General features: G+C 48.9%; 19 protein-coding genes, 1 tRNA gene and 1 other RNA gene. 7 read left to right on the plus strand and 14 right to left on the minus strand.

Annotated features, from left to right (window positions below):
- Nucleotides 1-62: 62 nt before the first annotated feature.
- On the plus strand, nt 63-200 hold the full coding sequence (locus tag THEAE_RS23155) for a hypothetical protein (RefSeq protein ID WP_156920656.1): 138 nt from the start codon (nt 63-65) through the stop codon (nt 198-200).
- Nucleotides 201-251: 51 nt separating this feature from the next.
- On the opposite strand, the gene selD is transcribed toward THEAE_RS23155, so the two are convergent.
- The 3 genes from selD to THEAE_RS0116370 form a co-directional block, all read right to left on the minus strand.
- Complete coding sequence (gene selD / locus THEAE_RS0116360; protein WP_084213588.1) at nt 252-1,340, minus strand: selenide, water dikinase SelD; 1,089 nt, start codon at nt 1,338-1,340, stop codon at nt 252-254.
- 176 nt (nt 1,341-1,516) lie between these two features.
- A tRNA-Thr gene (locus tag THEAE_RS0116365) sits at nt 1,517-1,590 on the minus strand.
- Between the two features lie 41 nt (nt 1,591-1,631).
- Entirely contained in the window at nt 1,632-2,264 is a 633-nt protein-coding gene (locus THEAE_RS0116370; protein WP_039945399.1) for an NUDIX hydrolase, read from the minus strand.
- Between the two features lie 302 nt (nt 2,265-2,566).
- Here THEAE_RS0116370 and hemQ point away from each other — a divergent pair, with 302 nt between their 5' ends.
- The 3 genes from hemQ to THEAE_RS0116385 all read left to right on the plus strand — a co-directional run bounded on the left by hemQ (nt 2,567) and on the right by THEAE_RS0116385 (nt 5,171).
- Nucleotides 2,567-3,301, plus strand: a complete 735-nt coding sequence (hemQ, locus tag THEAE_RS0116375) for a hydrogen peroxide-dependent heme synthase (protein WP_005583020.1) — start codon at nt 2,567-2,569, stop codon at nt 3,299-3,301.
- Nucleotides 3,302-3,496: 195 nt separating this feature from the next.
- Entirely contained in the window at nt 3,497-3,853 is a 357-nt protein-coding gene (locus tag THEAE_RS22735) for a LysM peptidoglycan-binding domain-containing protein (protein ID WP_005583019.1), read from the plus strand.
- Nucleotides 3,854-4,010: 157 nt separating this feature from the next.
- Entirely contained in the window at nt 4,011-5,171 is a 1,161-nt protein-coding gene (locus THEAE_RS0116385) for an aminotransferase A (RefSeq protein ID WP_005583018.1), read from the plus strand.
- 13 nt (nt 5,172-5,184) lie between these two features.
- Here THEAE_RS0116385 and THEAE_RS0116390 read toward each other — a convergent pair whose 3' ends face one another.
- A complete protein-coding gene (locus THEAE_RS0116390) occupies nt 5,185-5,781 on the minus strand; it encodes an Hsp20/alpha crystallin family protein (protein WP_005583017.1) in 597 nt (198 codons plus the stop codon).
- Between the two features lie 239 nt (nt 5,782-6,020).
- Here THEAE_RS0116390 and THEAE_RS21460 point away from each other — a divergent pair, with 239 nt between their 5' ends.
- Nucleotides 6,021-7,271, plus strand: coding sequence for a cation:proton antiporter (locus tag THEAE_RS21460; RefSeq protein WP_051431007.1), 1,251 nt, complete (start codon nt 6,021-6,023; stop codon nt 7,269-7,271).
- Nucleotides 7,272-7,313: 42 nt separating this feature from the next.
- Here THEAE_RS21460 and THEAE_RS22275 read toward each other — a convergent pair whose 3' ends face one another.
- Entirely contained in the window at nt 7,314-7,967 is a 654-nt protein-coding gene (locus THEAE_RS22275; protein WP_005583015.1) for a hypothetical protein, read from the minus strand.
- A gap of 189 nt (nt 7,968-8,156) precedes the next feature.
- Here THEAE_RS22275 and THEAE_RS0116405 point away from each other — a divergent pair, with 189 nt between their 5' ends.
- Nucleotides 8,157-9,803, plus strand: coding sequence for a DUF190 domain-containing protein (locus tag THEAE_RS0116405; protein ID WP_005583014.1), 1,647 nt, complete (start codon nt 8,157-8,159; stop codon nt 9,801-9,803).
- A gap of 113 nt (nt 9,804-9,916) precedes the next feature.
- Nucleotides 9,917-10,306, plus strand: coding sequence for a fluoride efflux transporter CrcB (crcB, locus tag THEAE_RS0116410; protein WP_028988182.1), 390 nt, complete (start codon nt 9,917-9,919; stop codon nt 10,304-10,306).
- A gap of 96 nt (nt 10,307-10,402) precedes the next feature.
- Here crcB and THEAE_RS22740 read toward each other — a convergent pair whose 3' ends face one another.
- From THEAE_RS22740 to eno, 9 genes are all read right to left on the minus strand, one after another.
- On the minus strand, nt 10,403-10,861 hold the full coding sequence (locus THEAE_RS22740) for a type II toxin-antitoxin system PemK/MazF family toxin (RefSeq protein ID WP_005583011.1): 459 nt from the start codon (nt 10,859-10,861) through the stop codon (nt 10,403-10,405).
- Complete coding sequence (locus THEAE_RS0116420) at nt 10,854-11,051, minus strand: DUF2281 domain-containing protein (RefSeq protein ID WP_028988183.1); 198 nt, start codon at nt 11,049-11,051, stop codon at nt 10,854-10,856. Before THEAE_RS0116420 ends, THEAE_RS22740 begins: the two co-directional genes overlap by 8 nt.
- A 365-nt stretch (nt 11,052-11,416) precedes the next feature.
- Nucleotides 11,417-11,775, minus strand: a transfer-messenger RNA (tmRNA) gene (gene ssrA / locus THEAE_RS22745).
- A gap of 244 nt (nt 11,776-12,019) precedes the next feature.
- Nucleotides 12,020-12,484 (minus strand): SsrA-binding protein SmpB, encoded by a 465-nt coding sequence (gene smpB / locus THEAE_RS0116430; protein ID WP_005588343.1) that lies wholly within the window; start codon nt 12,482-12,484, stop codon nt 12,020-12,022.
- A 141-nt stretch (nt 12,485-12,625) separates the two neighbouring features.
- Nucleotides 12,626-14,911 carry a ribonuclease R gene (gene rnr, locus THEAE_RS0116435; protein WP_084213666.1) on the minus strand — a complete coding sequence of 762 codons (2,286 nt, stop codon included), beginning with the start codon at nt 14,909-14,911 and terminating at the stop codon, nt 12,626-12,628.
- 8 nt (nt 14,912-14,919) lie between these two features.
- Nucleotides 14,920-15,672: an alpha/beta hydrolase gene (locus tag THEAE_RS21475; protein ID WP_039944518.1), complete on the minus strand. Its 753-nt coding sequence runs from the start codon at nt 15,670-15,672 to the stop codon at nt 14,920-14,922.
- A 105-nt stretch (nt 15,673-15,777) separates the two neighbouring features.
- A complete protein-coding gene (locus tag THEAE_RS0116445; protein WP_028988186.1) occupies nt 15,778-16,470 on the minus strand; it encodes an alpha/beta hydrolase in 693 nt (230 codons plus the stop codon).
- 121 nt (nt 16,471-16,591) lie between these two features.
- Nucleotides 16,592-16,825: a preprotein translocase subunit SecG gene (gene secG, locus THEAE_RS0116450; protein ID WP_028988187.1), complete on the minus strand. Its 234-nt coding sequence runs from the start codon at nt 16,823-16,825 to the stop codon at nt 16,592-16,594.
- 87 nt (nt 16,826-16,912) lie between these two features.
- Nucleotides 16,913-18,196: a phosphopyruvate hydratase gene (eno, locus tag THEAE_RS0116455; RefSeq protein ID WP_028988188.1), complete on the minus strand. Its 1,284-nt coding sequence runs from the start codon at nt 18,194-18,196 to the stop codon at nt 16,913-16,915.
- Nucleotide 18,197: the final 1 nt, after the last annotated feature.

Below are 18,197 nucleotides of genomic sequence, written 5' to 3' on the forward strand. Positions count from 1 at the left end.
CTAAGATACGTTTATTCTACAATACGGCAGTTACAAAAGAGAAACATGCGGAGGTCGCCGGGATGCCCCAAGATTTGGGGCCATATGGTGGAGCCATCTCCGCCCTCAACCTGGGGAGGAGACTCTTTTCGGGGAATGGGATGATTACGAAAAAAGGAGATACTGCGGCTGAAAATACCGAAGAGCCTATTCAACTTTGATGGGGGTGCGCATGCAACAAGGGAGACCGGAAAGATAAAAGGAAGGAGCTCCTAGAGGGTGAGCTCCTTCACCACATGGATGATGCCCGGATGCTCGGAAACGACCCTCCCGATGGCCACGGCACCAATCCCCTGCCGGTTCATCTCCTTCACCATCTTCCACCCTTCTTCAGGGGGCAGGCTCAAAAGAAGCCCTCCGGAGGTAACGGCGTCTGAGAGGATGAGACGGTCCGTTTCATCGATCTCCCGTTCATAATCCACTTTATCCCTTAACCAGCGGTAATTTGCTTTCGATCCCCCGGGAAAAACCTGCTGCTCCGCCAGTTCCCTCGTCTTGGGAAGGATGGGTACCCGGGAGAAGGCGATTTCCATTCCTACCGAACTCCCCCGCGCCATCTCTGAGGCATGTCCCAGGAGTCCAAATCCCGTCACATCTGTGGCCGCATGAACCGGATAACGGCGAGCGATTTCGGCCGTCTCCCGATTGAGGGTGGCCATCAACTTCATCACCTGCTCAATGCTTTCCTGATCCAGTTTCTCCCTTTTGATGGCGGTGGTTAAGACGCCGATCCCGATGGGCTTCGTAAGGATGAGGAGGTCGCCCGGACATGCCCCTGCGTTGGTCCATATCTTTGCCGGATGGATGAGGCCGGTTACCGCCATGCCGAACTTCGGTTCCTCATCGTCGATGGAATGGCCGCCCAGGAGCGTTACCTCCGCCTCCTGTAGTTTATCGGCCGCGCCTCGGAGGATCTCGGCTAAGATCCTCTTCTCCACCTTGCTGATCGGAAATCCTACAATATTTAAAGCGGTGACCGGCTTTCCTCCCATCGCATAAACATCGCTTAACGCATTGGCCGCCGCGATCTGTCCGTACATATAGGGATCATCCACAATGGGCGTGAAGAAATCGACCGTCTGCACGAGGGCCAAATCATCGGAGAGTTTGTAAATTCCTGCATCATCCGCGGTGTCCAACCCGACGAGTAGATCGGGATGAGGTGTTCCTCTCGGTAAATGACGCAGAACCTGCGTCAGGTCCTCCGGACCGATTTTACAGCCTCAGCCGGATTTGGAAGAAAGCGATGTTAATTTGAACGGGTCGCTCACTGAACTCACCCCCTTTAGCCATAAGCCCATTATAGTACAGCCAGGGGGAGCATGCCAAACATAACCGTTAGGGGAAAAGCTGCAGGTCGGTGAAATGATGGGGATAAGACGCTCCGCTTTCCAGCGCGACGGAAGGGATGAAAAGCAAACAGGTGAAAAGCACTATAAAAGGCATTCCACGAAGGAATGCCTCTTTTTCCTATGTATGGTGCCGAGTGGGAGAATCGAACTCCCAATTACGCATTACGAGTGCGCCGTTATACCATTTAACTAACTCGGCGAAAAGTCACATACTTTATTTTACCCATGTTACGGAGAATGTCAAATATTCTTTTTTACCAACTGCAGAAATTGCTGGAGAATCCGGGCCGTGAGGCCCCAAATGACATAATTCTTATAGAAGAAAAAGTACTCGGGGATCTTTTTGCGACGGAAACGATACTCTTTCCCACCTGTAATGTGCTGGTAAGGAAAATTCTTGTCGGGAATCAGGCGAAGGTCTAATTCATAAACCTCCGGTTCCTGGGCGAGCAAGGTCTCCAAAGGGACGGTGAAAACCTCCTGCACCTCCTCCGGATTAAAGGAGATAAGCTCCGCCCTTTTCAAAATGCCTACAAAGGTATGAATCGCCATCTGGTACGGGGGAACGATGACACCCAGATCATGAATCACCTCAATCTCTTCCCGGGGAAGGCCAAGTTCCTCCGCCGTCTCCCGTACCGCCGTCGTCTTGGGGCTTCCATCCCCATTTTCCATCTTCCCGCCCGGGAAGCTGATCTCTCCCGGCTGCCTGCGTAAAGAGAGGGACCGGACTTCAAAGAGAACCTCCACTTCACCCTCGTTCTCCACGAGGGGAAGTAGAACCGCATACCGGGTGAGCTCGGCGAAACCGTACACTTCCGGCTTTTCATGCTGAATCGCTGAAACCACCTCATGAAGCTGAAGTCTTCCCATCCTGCCATCCTCCCCTTTTACGGACACTCTGTTTCTCCTCACAGCCCGCTTCCACTTGACCTTATTCCGATTCTCCCCACGCCGGGCCATCCCCATGCCACAGTCCGATTTATTCATGATGCTTCATGCGTCCTTTACTCTATATTCCCCACGTTCCTCTAAACTCCTTCCCATCAAATTCATTTTTTATCTTAAAGGCCATTCATCCCGAGAGCAAGCCCTCCGGTTTTCTGGCTTACTTTTTTATAACGTGTTAAAATGAATCCGTAGTGAGAATAATTCTTATGAATAGAGGTGGCAGAATGAGCGAAGCAGCACATACGATTGAAGGCTGGTATACCTTGCACGATTTTCGCACCATGGATTGGCAGGCATGGAAGGCCGCTTCGGATGAGGAACGGGCGGAGGTCCTCCATACGCTTGAGGGATTTCTGCACGGCTGGCAGGATATCGAAGATCAAGGCAAGGGAAGCTATGGCCTCTACTCCATCGTCGGACATAAGGCGGATCTCCTCTTTCTCCATATGCGTCCTACCTTAAAGGAGTTAAACGAGATTGAAAACGAGGTGAATAAAAGCCGGCTCGCCCAGTACCTTTACCCGACCCGCTCCTATGTCTCCATCGTGGAGCTGGGTGGATACACCGGCGATCCGGAAAAGGATCCCACCGTAAAATCCCGTCTCTACCCGATCCTCTCCAAGGATAAACACATCTGTTTCTATCCCATGAACAAAAAGCGGCAGGGAAACGAGAACTGGTTCATGCTGCCTACCGAGGAACGGATCCGCATGATGAAAAACCACGGGGCGATCGGAAGAAAATATGCAGGCAAGGTACAGCAGATCGTCACCGGTTCCGTCGGATTGGATGATTGGGAATGGGGCGTTACCCTCTTTGCCGAGGATCCTCTCCAGTTCAAAAAGATCGTCTATGAGATGCGGTTCGACGAGGTGAGCGCCCGCTTCGGCGAATTTGGCGATTTCCTCGTGGGATACGGGATTCCTAAAGAGGATCTAAACCGGTATTTCCGCATATAAACGGGCAATCGAAAGGGTTACAAAAGATGTGCTGCTCATCCGGCGAGGTGGGCAGCACATGATTTTTTAAAAGATGGCAGGCAAATGGTGAAATGGGCTCGTGCAGGATGCACATTTATCCCGCCCACTCTATATCTTAATATGGAATCCCATTTCAAAAGAAATTCTTATTGAAATCAAAAGGAGGGTTTATGTGTGTATTACACGGTCCAACCCGGCGACACCCTGTGGAGCATTGCCAATCGATTTGGCACCACGTATCAGTCGATTATGGAAGCGAACAACTTGACTTCGCCCAATTTACAGGTAGGACAGCGTCTCTTCATTCCCACGCCAACCCCTCATATGCCGACGCCAATCTATCCCCATTTTCCACCCCATCCTCCCATGCCACCATATCCCATGCCTGACGGTATGCCCGGGCGTCATCTGATGGAACGGGTAGACCGCCTGGAGAGGAGAGTAGCCCAATTAGACCAGCGTCTGGACCGTCTGGAAAGAAGGGTGGATCGGCTGGAGCAACATCTGCCTGCTCCAAGATCGGAATCGTAGAAGACCGGACCCATTGTGATTTTCCCATCCGATCTCTCTCTTCATGAAAAAACCTGGAGATATGCCGGGTTTTTTCTTTGGTATCCATTAAACACTCTTCCTTTTCCCCTTGCTCTTTCCTAAAATAGAACTATACCTTTTCGCAGGAGGCAATCCATTGGAAGAGAAGTTAAATCCCCGTGTCCGGGAAATCCAAATCTCAGGCATCCGCAAGTTTTTTAACCGATTATCCCAATATCCCGATGCCATCTCCTTAACATTGGGACAACCCGACTTTCCCACGCCGGAACATGTGAAAGAGGCAGGGGTCCTGGCTATCCGGGAGAACCATACCACCTATACCCCGAATGCCGGGATTCTGCCCCTCCGCCAAGCCATCTCTCGTTTCCTTCACGCCCGCTATGGACTTTCCTATGATCCGGAAGGCGAGATCATCGTCACGAACGGGGCGAGCGAAGCCATCGACATCACCCTCCGCACCCTTCTCACCGAAGGAGATGAGGTGGTTCTCCCCGGCCCCATCTATCCCGGCTATGAACCCCTCATATTCCTGGCCGGGGCTCGTCCCATTTACCTTGATACGCGGAATCATCACTTCTTGATGACGGCGGAAACTTTAGAACCTCTCCTTACGGAGCGGACGAAATTGGTACTCCTTCCTTATCCGTCCAACCCGACCGGAAGAGTTCTGCCTGGCGGCGAATTGAAAAAAATTGCTGACCTTTTGGAGGATCGGGAGATTTTTCTCCTCTCCGATGAAATTTATAGTGAATTAATCTATGAGGGAACGCACCGCTCCATCGCCTCTTTTCCAGGCATGCGAAAGAAGACGATTTTAATCAACGGATTGTCCAAATCCCACTCCATGACCGGATGGCGCATCGGATACACCGCCGCACCTGAAGAGATAAGCCGCCATCTGCTTAAAGTACACCAATACAACGCCACCTGCGCCTCTTCCATCAGCCAATACGCCGCCTTGGAAGCCCTGGAGAACGGGCTCGGAGATCCTGAGGGAATGCGGGAGGAATACCGGAAACGAAGAGATTTTGTGTGGGAAGAATTGAACGGCATGGGCCTTCCCGTGACCAAACCAGAAGGCGCCTTTTATCTTTTTCCCTCGATCCGTTCCTTTTCCCTTACTTCATGGGAATTCGCAGAAAAACTGCTGGAGAAAGAACAAGTGGCCGTCGTCCCGGGAAGTGCCTTCTCCCCGTACGGAGAAGGGTATGTCCGGATTTCCTATGCTGCAAGCATGGATCACTTGAAGGAAGGAATGAAGAGGCTTAGGCGATTTGTCAAAACCTTAACATCATGAAAGAACCTCCCCCTCATTCCTCCCCGTCGAAAATCCACTCATCCTCCCGTTCTCCCTCCTTATCGAGGATCATGGTAAAAATGCCTTTTACATAATGGCTTGAGTAGTGTTTTGTGCTTACAGGATAGGGTAAACGGATGGAACGGTTCACCTCATGATGAGGAAATTCGGAGTGGACGAGGCGGCTCTCCTGCTGCGGTTTTAAACTGGGAAACTTTACTTTAACGAGCAGGGTTGTCGGATCCTTGAGGGTAAACTGAACATCCTGCTCGCTTTTCAGTCCAGGAAGAAAAGCTTGTAGATAAAATTTGTCTCTCGATTCCCAAAGTTGAACGGGGAAACTCTCCTTCAAGTTGGTCCTGATCTCTTCGGTAAAAGGGGCTCCCTGTACCGTCTCTCCTGTCATGGACCGGAGTTGGTCCAGCATCTTCCCCAATTGATCCATGTCCATTCCGGGAAAAGGAAATGAGAAAGGCGATGAAAAGCTATTCATGCGAGATCGCTGAAGATCAGTGATAGCACCCCAAAAGTCCCCGTTCATCATTCTCTGTAATTGGGCGAATAGTTCGTTCAGATGATTCTGGTCAAAAAAAGAATTCTTCTCCCCCATGGGAATCCCCCCTTGTATTGTCCACCTAAGGTTTTCCCCTTTGAACTTTCCTTTTTCCCTTTACCGGAATGTATACTCTATCCTATTCACTCCGTTTCCCTTCGTTCCAAAAGAGGTCCCGTACAAGCCCCCCCATTTTCCGGGAGCCCATTTCGTATTGGGTAAACAGCCCGTTCGAAACGAGAAAGCACATCATACGATATAGGAGGCGAATGGATATAAATGATGGGGGTTTTGCGATGATCTTACAAAACCAAGAAGTGATCCACGTATTGCTGGCCGCTTCGATTTTGTTAGCTTTTGCCCGCCTTTTCGGTTGGATTATGGAGAAGCTGGGGTCCCCCCGGGTGATCGGAGAAATAGGCGCAGGAATCCTCCTCGGCCCAACCCTCCTGGAGTGGCTTCTTCCTGATCTATGGCGATTTATCTTCACAGGTGTATTGGAGGAAGATCTTCTCCTCTCTGTCCTCTATTGGTTGGGATTTTCCTTGCTCATGTTTATCTCCGGCGTTGAACTCAAATTGGAATGGAAAAAGGAATACAGCCGATTAACGGCGACCCTTGTCCTGCTCACGACGACAATCCCTTTTCTAACCGGGATTATATTTACAGATCTCTTCCATTGGGAGGTCTTTTTTGGAGAAGCCAAGAACCCATTGGCGTTCTCTCTGGTCATGGGAATCGCTTTCGCCGTCATCTCCATACCCGTCATCTCAAAAATTTTCTTTGATCTGGGAATATCCCACACCTCATTTGCCCAGATTAATTTAACCATCGCCGGAATACATGACCTTTTCTTATGGGTGATCCTTGCCTTTGCTACGGCACTGGTTCATGAGGGCTATGGATCTTACTCCCTCCTTACCCCCCTCATTACCACAACAGGGTTTATCCTTAGTTTTGCCTGGTTTCTCCCCAACCTAATTTCACGATTCAGATGGTCGTTGGCTTCGGAGGAGAACAGCCTCTCTTCGACCATGATCCTTCTTTGGGTTTCCGTGAGCCTGGCCGGTTTATTGAGCATTGATATGATGTTTGGCGCTTTGGCCGCCGGTTTATTCGTGCGAAGAGTGGAAAACGCATCGGTTAAAACCGGAAAAATGGTGGAATTGTTAAAGAAGGTCTCCTTGTCCAGTTTCATTCCCCTTTATTTTTCACTGGTGGGATTCCAGCTTGACCTACTTCACCATTTTCCTCTCTTCTCCTTTCTCCTGATCCTCTTTCTAGCCACCCTCATTCAAGGCTCGCTGGTTTGGCTGGGAGCGAAATGGATGGGGCAGACCCCTCTTACTTCCCTCAATTTTGCAGCTGCCTTAAATGCCCGGGGAGGGCCAGGAATCGTGCTGGCCACGGTAGCGTACCAGGCGAAAATTATTAACCAGGATCTTTTCGCCATCTTTGTGATGCTCTCCCTCGTAACCTCCTGGATTGCGGGAACATGGCTTCGTTACGCCCTTCACCGGAAATGGTCCTTGATGAAGGAAGAATAGATAAAGCCCTGTACAGTTGAACAGGGCTTTATCTCCTTGCTCTTAATCCCGATCCCATCGATCATCATCCCGTTCCCATCGATCGTCTCGCTCCCATCGATCGTCTCGCTCCCATCGATCGTCGTCCCGCTCCCATCGGTCATCGTCCCGTCGCCACTTTTCCTTGCTTCTCTTCTCTCCTTTTTCCCATTCCTTTTTCTTAGGGTGGTCTTTATCCCCTCCTTTCTTATCCTGGGTTCCGAACTTTACATTCCCACTCTCCGTTCGGTCCCTATGGATGTTCTCTTTATTCTCCAATTTCCACGATCCAACATCTCCTTCTGTCCAACGATCATCCTCATCCCATTCGTCATCATCATTGCACCACATATAATGATGGTTCTTAACCCGGGCGATATACTCTTTAAGCATCCGGAGATGCCTCTCCTTCTGTCCTTTTTCCATCGCCCCAAATTCTACATAGGACTGAAAGAGCCTCTCATAATCCTGATAGAGCTGCTCATAGGCTTTATCCAATACTTTTTTTTGGGCTTCGGAATATTCCACTTTCTTGACGCAATCATCATCAAATGCGCGCCCGACCGAGGTAGGCGCAGGGGAAAGGTCTACGTTCATAGTCGATGGGGCACTTTTCGCCTCAGCAGCCACCGTTAAACTGAGCAAAAGAGCCATGATGAGGGATAATCTCTTCTTCACACCTATCACTCCTTGTTCATACTCTTTTTTAGGCAGTTTTTAGTATCACCCCAACGTAAAGACCTATCCCAACTGGAAAAAATACCTATTCTCGCCCGAAAACGACCGGCTATAGTCCCTTAACCATACAACATGAGCAAACAACTCATAGGATAATACACATACTTCGTCTGAAAGAGGTGCTTGTACGTGTCATTAACCAGCACGGAAGTGGTTCATCTTCTCCTGGCCGCTTCGACTCTCCTTCTTTGTGCTCGCCTATTCGGGATGTGGATGGAGAAAATCGGTTCTCCTAGGGTCGTGGGGGAGATCGGGGCAGGAATCCTCCTAGGGCCTTCTTTCTTCGGGATGGTGGCCCCGGATTTATGGCAATGGCTTTTTGCAGGGATTAAAGGAGAGGATCAGCTTCTTTCTGTCCTCTACTGGCTCGGCTTTGCTCTTCTCCTTTTTGTAACGGGGTACGATATGCAATTCCGTTTCTATAGAGGGGAAGGAAAACTGATCACCACCTTGTTACTCGCAACGACGATCCTTCCCTTTTCCATCGGTTTTTTTTATAGCGACCTTTTCCCTTGGCGTCATTATATGGGGGCTTCCGGAAACGAACTTTCTTTTTCCTTGGTCATGGGAATCATCTTTTCCCTCACTTCCATCCCCGTGATTTCCAAGATATTTCTTGATCTGCACATCTCACACACCTCATTTGCGAAAATCATTTTAATTATTGCAGGATTTCATGATTTAATCTTGTGGGGGATTTTATCGGTCGCTTTGAGCGTTTCTCTGGGAACCACTCTTTTCGTTCCTTCGCTGTACGCCTATTTCGTCCCCATCCTTCTTCTCATCCTGCTCATTGGGGTTATTCTGTGGAGAAATGGAAGCTCAAAATTTCCCCGGTTTCCCATCGCCATCCACGAAGAAGGAGCGATCGCATTCTCCCTTGTTTTTTTATGGTTTTTCTCCAGCATGATCAGTTCCCTAGGGATGGATATCCTCCTTGGCGCATTGATCACGGGGATCTTGATGCGCACCATCGTCGATGCGAAACAATTCACCTTAGGGAAAAGCTTGCATGCCATCTCGATGTCCATCTTCGTTCCGATCTATTTTGCATTGGTGGGTTTCCAGATTGACTTACGTCATCCGTTTCCCCTTCTTGATTTTCTACTCCTCTTTATCTCTGCTACGATTTTACAAATCCTCCTAGCATGGTTCGGAGCCCGTTTCAACGGGCAATCTCCCAGGAGTGCCCTGAATTTCGCGGCAGCCTTAAATGCGAGAGGCGGTCCTGGAATCATCGTGGCATCCGTCGCCTACCAGGCAGAAGTGATTAACGGTGATCTTTTCACGATGTTTATCTTTCTCTCCGTCCTTACTTCCTGGATGGCAGGCGCCTGGTTAAAAAGGGTGATGAAAAAAAAGGAGCCGCTCATGAATGAGCTGAAGACCGAAAAAAAATTCCCTTCCCCCTTTTATTATCAAAAAACGGAACGTCCCCTGAAACAATTGGCGATTTATCTTTATGAACAGGACCGTCATCGATCGGAACCCCTCCATCATCTCATTTTGCAAAACGCCCGGGAACACAACATGCTGGGGGTTACGGTCTTTCGAGGCATTGCAGGGTTTGGAAAAAGCAAACGCATTCAATCGATTCTGAAATTTGAAGCACTCCATTATCTTCCTGTGATGATTCACATCATCGATACGGAAGAGAAAATTAACTCTTTTCTTCCCAAAGTAGAGACACTCCTCCGGGAATACGGGAGCGTTGGAGGGGTTTTCACCCTCTCTTCTGTGGAAGCTACGTTCTTTCATCCGGAAAGATGGGAATAAACCCCTCGCTTCTTTATTCTTTTTTGGCTCATTTCACGAATAAAGGAAAATAAGATATAATTGGGGGTAGGTTTTTGTCCGGAGTCTTCCGGTGAAATGAAGGAGCGATATGAGTGGAAAAATTACAGTTTTTAATCGCCGTTGCGACAGGGGGGGCTTTAGGGGCAATCGCTCGGTACTTGGTCACGCTTTTTATCGGGGATCGAATCGGAGGGGTTTTCCCATGGGGCACATGGGTGGTTAATCTGGTGGGCTCTCTTTTGATTGGCTTTATCTTTACCCTGAGCGTGGAGACCACAGCCCTTTCGACGAACCTGCGGCTCTTTCTTATCACCGGCTTTTTAGGCGGCTTTACCACCTTTTCCTCTTTCGCGAACGAAAGCCTTCTTCTGTTCCGCCAAGGGTTTAATACCATGGCTCTTCTGTATATGGTAAGCACCAATTTTCTGGGCATTCTCTTCGTCATCCTAGGCTCCGCCTTGGCCCATTGGTTCATCCGATAGCTAAACCACTACGGTCTTTCTGTGGCCGCCTCTTTCTCCACACCCGTTACATTGCATCTGCGCTACTTATTTACAAGGTTTATGGAGTCGAGGGGATTATCTAATTCTTTGATCCGACATGTTCATGAAGTTAATTCGACGATGAATTCCCTTAGTGGTAGAATCAGATGCCGTGCTGGTCTGCTGAAGCATCCCAAAGAAGCAGTTCGATCGGCTTACTGCGCGCGGTTGCGGTGAGGTAGGGTGGCAACGAATCAAATAAATTTGGAGTAAAAACTGTTTAGAATTGGAATCTACAATACTTTGGGATAAGGTATAAATTTTATCTACCCTTATGCAGGAATCCACCTTTAAGGTTCCCTCATCAAGTTCGCTACCGGTTAACATCACAATATAATCTTTTGCTGCTAAGTTCGAAGTAATAGCCGCAACCACTATATCCGCTGTTCTGATGTTATAATCATCATTAGATAAAACAAGAACAGGGCGTTTTTTATTCGAAGTCAAATCACTGAAAGGAATAGGAACTAATAAAATATCGCCCTGTTTATACATTATTCCAAACCTCGTCATCAATATCATTGTCCCAAAAATCTATGCCGCTCTCACCGGCAGACAATAAATCCTTGAATACCTGATTATTCTGCTTATTTTTTAAAAATAAAATATAATCAATAACTTCTCGTACTTGATTTTCTGGAATTTCATCAATTAATTTTAATAAAATGCTCTTACCTGCATTCATTAATTTCACCTCAAAATTATTATACCACAATGACTCACCAAAATTTACAACTGAACTTTCGAGGATACTGTCAAAAAAGTTGGTATAAAGAAACTTAGGTTCCTCATTCGCTCAAGATTCTTTTCGATAGCGGCTGTGCTTCCAAGATATTAACAGAAGATTTAGGGAATATCGAAAAAGAAAAAACGGAGCTGGAGCCCCGCCTCCATGAATGATAAACGTACAACCTTAGAACGATAAGTGACGAGAAAACGCTTATCGAGATTTTTCTGCAGTTCCGCCAGTTTGTGGAAAACAAAAAAAGTACCCCATTTATGAAGAGCCCATTAAAGTGATCTGCAAACTGCACATAATGTAGCTTCATTTGGTGGAGGCGAGGGGAGTCGAACCCCTGTCCGAAGATCTCGTCACATCCGTTTCTCCGAGCGCAGTTACAGTTTTAAGATTCGCCCTCACAGCTCCCTGTAACCGGATCTCCTTCAGGCTAGCCTGGTTTAACTCTTCAGTTCCCTACAGGCGGAAGGGAGACTGCGTATCCCACTGAAGTGGCCCCTGTTCACGCCACATGGGCGATGGCGTGGCAGAGGTTAGCCGCGATTAAGCAGCTAAAGCTAAACGATTATTGTTGCCAGTTATTCTTGGCTTCCGCGTTTTTTACGAGTCCGCAGCCCCTCGGCTCGCTACGAATGCTCGAACAATCCCCGTCGAATCCAAAAACGCCCCCGTTTAGGTGACACCTTATAGTATAAAATACCTCTACGGATGTGGCAAAGGGAAATTTCCCCTTATCAATATCCACAGCGCCATTGCCGGATATCCATTTCGATTTCTCCCCTTCGCTGGTCGAGAGTTCGCTTCCCCTCCATCCAGGCGCCCCATCGGGAATATCCCCTTCACTCCAGGATGATTGCAGATCCCTGTTTGGATGGAAGGACCAGGATCGCGGGGTTCCTTTCATTTCAGTCTCATTATCCCTTCTGCCGTTCCCGGAAGACCCGTTCGATCTCCCGTTTGGAATCCCGCTCTTTCATGGACTCTCGTTTATCGTAGAGCTTTTTCCCTTTAGCCAAAGCCAATTCGATTTTTGCAAAGCCTCCCTTGAAATAAAGCTCCAGCGGGATGAGGGAATATCCCTTTTCCTTTGTAAGACCCATCAGGCGGAAAATCTCCTTTTTCCGTAGGAGCAGTTTCCGAGTACGCAAAGGATCCTGATTATAGCGATTTCCTTGTTCATAGGGACTGATGTGCATGTTCATGAGGAAAGCTTCCCCGTCTTTAATTCGGGCAAAGCTATCCTTTAAATTTACTTTCCCCCGACGAATCGATTTTACCTCGGTTCCAGCCAAGACGATCCCTGCTTCGAAGGTATCTTCAATAAAGTAATCGTGTCGGGCTTTTTTGTTCTGTGCCACCACCTTTTTTCCGTCTGCCATTTTCCTTCTCCCTTTCTTCACAATGATAAGACAAACGGTACTTAGATGAATCCGTAAACTATATTTTACATCATATATGGATAAAACGTCAAATACTATTTTTATCCAGGCGAAGATGAGCTCCCCTGTTCACCCCGGGAATTATTTCTTCCCCTTTTTTCTCTTCTTTTTCTTCTTACGCTCCATTTGGTGATTCAAAGACTTTAGCTTTCCTCCCACAGGAGAAAACGTGTGCTTTTCCTTTTTCTCTTTGCCAGGAGCGAGGATCACCTTAGGTGTCTTCTTCCTCTTCCAGGTTCCCTCCGTCTTATCGCCAACCAGTTCAAAGTCAATCGTCCGTTCCTCTTTATGAACGGCGATACAACGGACCCGAACAAGGTCCCCGATTCGGTATGTCTTCCCTGTTCTTTCCCCAACCAAGGCATATTGTTTCTCGTTATAATGGTAGTAGTCATCGGTTAAATAGCTGACGTGAATCATCCCTTCGATGGTGTTGGGCAGCTTCACGAAAAGGCCGAAAGAGGTTGTTCCGCTGACCACGGCATCAAATTCCTCCCCAATATGATCCATCATGTATTCGGCCATCTTCAGGGCATCCGTCTCTCTCTCCGCTTCCATGGCGATCCGCTCCCGGTCGGAGGATTGTTTCGCAATCTCCGGGAGTTTTTCCTTTAACTCATCGATTCTCTCCTCATCCACCTCCCCGGAGAAGAGATACTCCCGTATGAGGCGGTGTACCATCAGATCAGGATAGCGGCGAATGGGGGAGGTAAAATGCGTGTAATAGTCTGCCGCCAATCCAAAGTGACCCGCATGGTAGTCGGCATACTTAGCCTGTTTCATGGAACGGAGGAGAACCGTTGAGATCACGTTCTCTTCGGGGGTTCCTTTTGCCTCTTCCAGAACCCTCTGCAAGGCTTTGGGGGAGATGCGGGCTGCCGTTCCACCCCGGATGAGATATCCCAAGGTAGAAATAAACTCTAAAAAGGATTGCATCTTTTGAGGATCCGGGTCTTCATGGATGCGGTAAATGAAGGGGACTTTCAGCCAAAAGAAATGCTCGGCAATCGTTTCGTTGGCAGCCAGCATAAAATCTTCGATCAGCTTCTCGGCCACTTGCCGCTCCCTGAGCAACACATTGATCGGTCTACCGTCTTCATTGACGATCACCTTGGCCTCATCCAATTCAAAATCAATGGCTCCCCTTTTCTCCCTGGCTCTTCTCAGGATACGGGAAAGTTCTTCCATCCGTTGAAAGAGGGGAACCAATTCCTCATAACGGGACGTCATCCCTTTATCATGCTCCACCAGGATTTGATTCACCGCCGTGTAGGTCATCCGTTCCTTGGTTCGGATCACACTGGGGAAAATCTCATAATGTTCCAGGCTTCCTTGTTCGGTAAATTCCATCACGCAGGAGAGGGTTAAACGGTCCACCTTTGGATTTAAACTACAAATTCCGTTGGAAAGGCGATGGGGTAACATGGGAATCACCCGGTCAACCAGGTAAACGCTTGTCCCCCGTTGGTATGCTTCTCGATCAAGGGCTGTGCCTTCTTGAACATAATAACTCACATCGGCAATATGTACTCCTAAGAGGTAATTCCCATTGGGCAATCGCTCTACTTCTACCGCATCGTCCAAATCCTTCGCATCTTCCCCGTCAATGGTTACGATGATACGCTCCCGCAGATCCCGCCGTCCTGTTAAATCTTCCTCCCTGATCTGATCGGGAATTTCTTCCGCTTCCCTCAGGACCTCTTCCGGGAACTGTTCCGGGAGGTTAAACTTGCGAATAATAGAGAGAATATCTACTCCCGGATCATTCTTGTGTCCCAAGATTTCCACGATACGCCCTTCTCCGTTTTTTCGTCCGTCGGGAAACTTGGTCATCTCCACCACCACTTTATGCCCATCCACCGCCCCCATGCTCATCTCCTTTGGGATGAACACATCCGCGGTGATCCTCGTGTCATCCGGAACGACAAAACCGAAATAGGCGGAATCCTGGTAGGTGCCCACAATCCTCTGGTTCGCCCTCTTTAGGATCCGAACCACTTCTCCTTCAACTCGCTTGCCGAAAGGAGCTTGGTTGACTCGTACCAACACCGTGTCTCCATTTAATGCCCCATTTAGATCACTTCCATTAATGTATATATCTTCCTGATCTTGATCATCTGGGATTAGGAAGGCAAAACCCTTCGCATTTCCCTGTATCCGCCCTTTCAAGAGATTCATATGCTCCGGCAAACCATACCTGTGGGTACGCGTCTGAACAATCTCCCCCTCTTTCTCCAAACGGTTCAGCATTTTCACCAGCGCTTTAAACTCTTCCGGATCGGTGATGTGAAGCGCCTTCTCCAATTCTTGTACGGTCATGGGTTTATAGGAAATCTGATGCATAAGATCCATCAGGCGTTCTTCCATCATTTTATCTATTCCATCCCTTCTAATTTTTGGATGAATTCATAGACATCCTGGAAAATTTTTTCCCGATCATGATCTAGGACGAGAATATGAGAAGAATTGTCGTAATAATGGATCTCTTTTTGCTGAGAGCCGATTGTTTCATAGATGATCTTCGCATCGGTAGGAAAGATGGTTTCATCTCTTTTCCCTTGGACAATCAATACCGGCGTCCGGATCTCGGGCAGACCTCGCCGTACGTCTTGCATCAACCGCTTTAACTCTGCCACCGATTTCACCGGCATTTTTTCGTAAGGAACGATCACCTCTTCGATATGGGGAGCTTTTTGAGGCCCTCTTCCCACATAAGGGATAAAATGGTGGATGAAAAAAGCAAAGTGTGCGGTCCGATCCCGAAAGCGGATGGGAGCCGCCATGGAGATGGCTCCTTGAACCTTTTTTTCCCTGGCCAGTCGAAGGGCTAAAAGACCGCCCATGGAAAGGCCGCCTACATAAATTCGCTCGCATCCGGCTTCCTTTAACCGCTCATATCCATGAACGGCCGATTGCCACCAATCTTTCCAACCTGTTTTCGCCATCTCCTCCGGGGTGGTTCCGTGTCCGGCAAGAAGCGGGCCATGAACCGTCATCCCCTTGGAATGAAAAAACGTACCCATGGGAATCATTTCCGCTGTAGACCCCGTAAAACCGTGAATCAGTAAAAGTCCCCTTTCATCTCCCGGATAAAAAAAGGGGGAGACTTCTCTTCGGTTTGTTTTCATGCTTTGCTCCCCTTTCTCCCACACGCTTTCCTTTTTTCCAGTATATCACAAAAAGGAGGGGAAAAGAATTTCCCCCACTTTGTAATCTCGTGGCTCTGAAGCGATTTACGGAAGCCGGCTCAACGGAGATGGGACAAAACGCAAAACCAGCTCCTTCAATAGGGCTGCCTCCTGATCACGGCAAATCATATGTTTGGAATTGGGTAAAAAATAGAGATGTTTTTCCGTCGCGGCGATTTGATTATAAATCTCCTGCGAGCTTTTCGGATGAACGATGTCATCCCGATTTCCATGAATGATCAATGTCGGGATCTGTACCCGGGGAAGGTCCCGGCTGAGCGTCTTTACCAACTGGTGAAACTGCCACACGGGTCGTTTTGGTATGGTGAGCAGCTTCCATAAATAATCCCACAATTTGACCGGCACTTTCCATCCTTGAAGCCGGCTTTCCTCCCAAAGGTCCATAAAAATTTGCCGGAAATTGGGATAGAAAAGGGGAGCGCTTAACACGACGAGCCTCGTTACCGGATAACGGGTGGCCAGATGGGCGGCAATCATGCCGCCCATGGAAAACCCAACGATCATCACATCGGGGGTAAGACGATACAGCCGATTTAAAGCATCTTCCGCCGTGTATACCCATTCCTTCCACTTTACCCGCTTTAGTTCTTCCCGATTTCCATGCCCGGCCAACACCGGGATCTCGATCAAATACCCGTTTTTCACCAGTTCTTCCCCCAACGGCTTTACTTCTTCCGGATTCCCGGTAAAGCCGTGGATCAATAAGCATCCAGGCATGATTTATCATCCTCCGGGTGTAAGATACCTATATTCTCTCCGTGAAGAATAAAAAGATGAAAAAGAGGTGAAGGGGGTTCCCTCCACCTCGTGCACTTGTTGGGATTCAAACCGAACGATTCTACTTGAGGAAAAAACCAACCACCACGGCCAGAACCATAAAGAGTCCGGCCAAGATGCGGGTAATATTATGAAGCAGCCGATCAATCCCGCGACCCTTCTGTTTTCCCATGAGCTGCTCGGCTCCACCGGCGATCGCTCCGGAGAGTCCGGCGCTTTTTCCCTGTTGCAGAAGGACCACGGCGATAAGCGCAATTGCGTCGATAAGTAACAGGATTGTAAAGAAGGTTGCCATCTTTCCACCCCCTTGAAATGCCGAACCTTCACAAGCAGGTTGATTATATCATAGGCGGTCGGTCACTTCAAGGATTCCTCTTCTCATTTAACTTCTTAAATTGTAGAAGGCGCTCATCCCCGCATATTGTGCCAAGAGAGAGAGCTCATCTTCGATGCGGAGGAGTTGGTTGTACTTGGCGACCCTATCGGTACGGGAAGGGGCGCCTGTCTTAATCTGGCCTGCATTGGTGGCGACGGCAATATCCGCGATGGTGGCATCCTCCGTTTCGCCGGAACGGTGGGAAACGATCGCGGTATATCCTGCCCGTTTTGCCATTTCAATGGCATCAAAGGTTTCCGTCAACGTGCCGATTTGGTTTACCTTAATCAGGATCGAGTTGGCTGTGCGTGCGTCAATCCCTTGTTTAAGCCGTTCCGTATTGGTGACAAAGAGGTCATCTCCCACCAGCTGTACTTTGGAGCCTAAGCGATCGGTGAGGAGTTTCCACCCGTCCCAATCGTCTTCTGCCAATCCGTCTTCGATGGAGAGGATGGGATAGCGGTTGACCAGACTTTCCAGGTAGGCGACCAATTCCTCGGAAGAGCGGGTGATCCCTTCTCCTTCAAAACGGTACAAGCCTTCTTTATAAAGCTCGGTAGAAGCGCAATCCATCCCGATGTAGACATGCTTTCCGGGTTCGTAACCGGCTTTTTGGATGGCCTCCAGGATCGTTTCGATCGCCTCTTCGCTGGAACGGAGATTGGGGGCAAATCCGCCTTCGTCGCCAACCGAGGTATTCATCCCTTTTCCTTTCAGTACCGATTTTAAATGGTGGAAAACCTCTGCTCCCATGCGAAGGGCCTCACGGAAGGAATCAGCCCCGACAGGGAGGATCATAAACTCCTGAAAATCGATGGTGTTATCGGCGTGTTTTCCTCCATTAATGATATTCATCATGGGAACTGGAAGGGTCTTCGCATTAAACCCGCCCAGGTAAAGGTAGAGGGGGATATCCAGGTCGTTGGCAGAAGCGTGGGCCACCGCCAAAGAGACCCCGAGGATCGCGTTGGCTCCCAGTTTCCCCTTGTTCGGGGTCCCATCCAAATCAATCATGGCCCGGTCAATTCCCACCTGGTCCAAGGACTCCATGCCGATCAGTTCAGGGGCGATCACTTCATTCACATGTTCTACCGCTTTAAGAACGCCTTTGCCCAAATAACGATCCCCTTTGTCCCTGAGCTCCACCGCTTCGTGGGCACCGGTAGAAGCCCCTGAAGGAACAATGGCGCGGCCCCGGGCCCCTGATTCCAGATGTACTTCTACTTCCACCGTCGGGTTGCCCCGGGAGTCGAGCACTTCCCTCGCATATACCTCTTCGATGACAGCCATT

Origin of the sequence: Thermicanus aegyptius DSM 12793 (assembly GCF_000510645.1) — a bacterium.
GTDB classification, from domain to species: domain Bacteria; phylum Bacillota; class Bacilli; order Thermicanales; family Thermicanaceae; genus Thermicanus; species Thermicanus aegyptius.

Excerpts from the sequence above, each read along its gene's own strand:
- THEAE_RS23155 (WP_156920656.1), top strand. The coding sequence starts at position 63 with ATGCCCCAAGATTTGGGGCCATATGGTGGAGCCATCTCCGCCCTCAAC.
- THEAE_RS0116370 (WP_039945399.1), bottom strand. The coding sequence starts at position 2,264 with ATGGGAAGACTTCAGCTTCATGAGGTGGTTTCAGCGATTCAGCATGAA.
- hemQ (WP_005583020.1), top strand. The coding sequence starts at position 2,567 with ATGAGCGAAGCAGCACATACGATTGAAGGCTGGTATACCTTGCACGAT.
- THEAE_RS0116390 (WP_005583017.1), bottom strand. The coding sequence starts at position 5,781 with ATGGGGGAGAAGAATTCTTTTTTTGACCAGAATCATCTGAACGAACTA.
- THEAE_RS21460 (WP_051431007.1), top strand. The coding sequence starts at position 6,021 with ATGATCTTACAAAACCAAGAAGTGATCCACGTATTGCTGGCCGCTTCG.
- THEAE_RS22740 (WP_005583011.1), bottom strand. The coding sequence starts at position 10,861 with ATGTATAAACAGGGCGATATTTTATTAGTTCCTATTCCTTTCAGTGAT.
- THEAE_RS0116420 (WP_028988183.1), bottom strand. The coding sequence starts at position 11,051 with ATGAATGCAGGTAAGAGCATTTTATTAAAATTAATTGATGAAATTCCA.
- smpB (WP_005588343.1), bottom strand. The coding sequence starts at position 12,484 with ATGGCAGACGGAAAAAAGGTGGTGGCACAGAACAAAAAAGCCCGACAC.
- rnr (WP_084213666.1), bottom strand. The coding sequence starts at position 14,911 with ATGGAAGAACGCCTGATGGATCTTATGCATCAGATTTCCTATAAACCC.
- THEAE_RS21475 (WP_039944518.1), bottom strand. The coding sequence starts at position 15,672 with ATGAAAACAAACCGAAGAGAAGTCTCCCCCTTTTTTTATCCGGGAGAT.
- THEAE_RS0116445 (WP_028988186.1), bottom strand. The coding sequence starts at position 16,470 with ATGCCTGGATGCTTATTGATCCACGGCTTTACCGGGAATCCGGAAGAA.
- secG (WP_028988187.1), bottom strand. The coding sequence starts at position 16,825 with ATGGCAACCTTCTTTACAATCCTGTTACTTATCGACGCAATTGCGCTT.
- eno (WP_028988188.1), bottom strand. The coding sequence starts at position 18,196 with ATGGCTGTCATCGAAGAGGTATATGCGAGGGAAGTGCTCGACTCCCGG.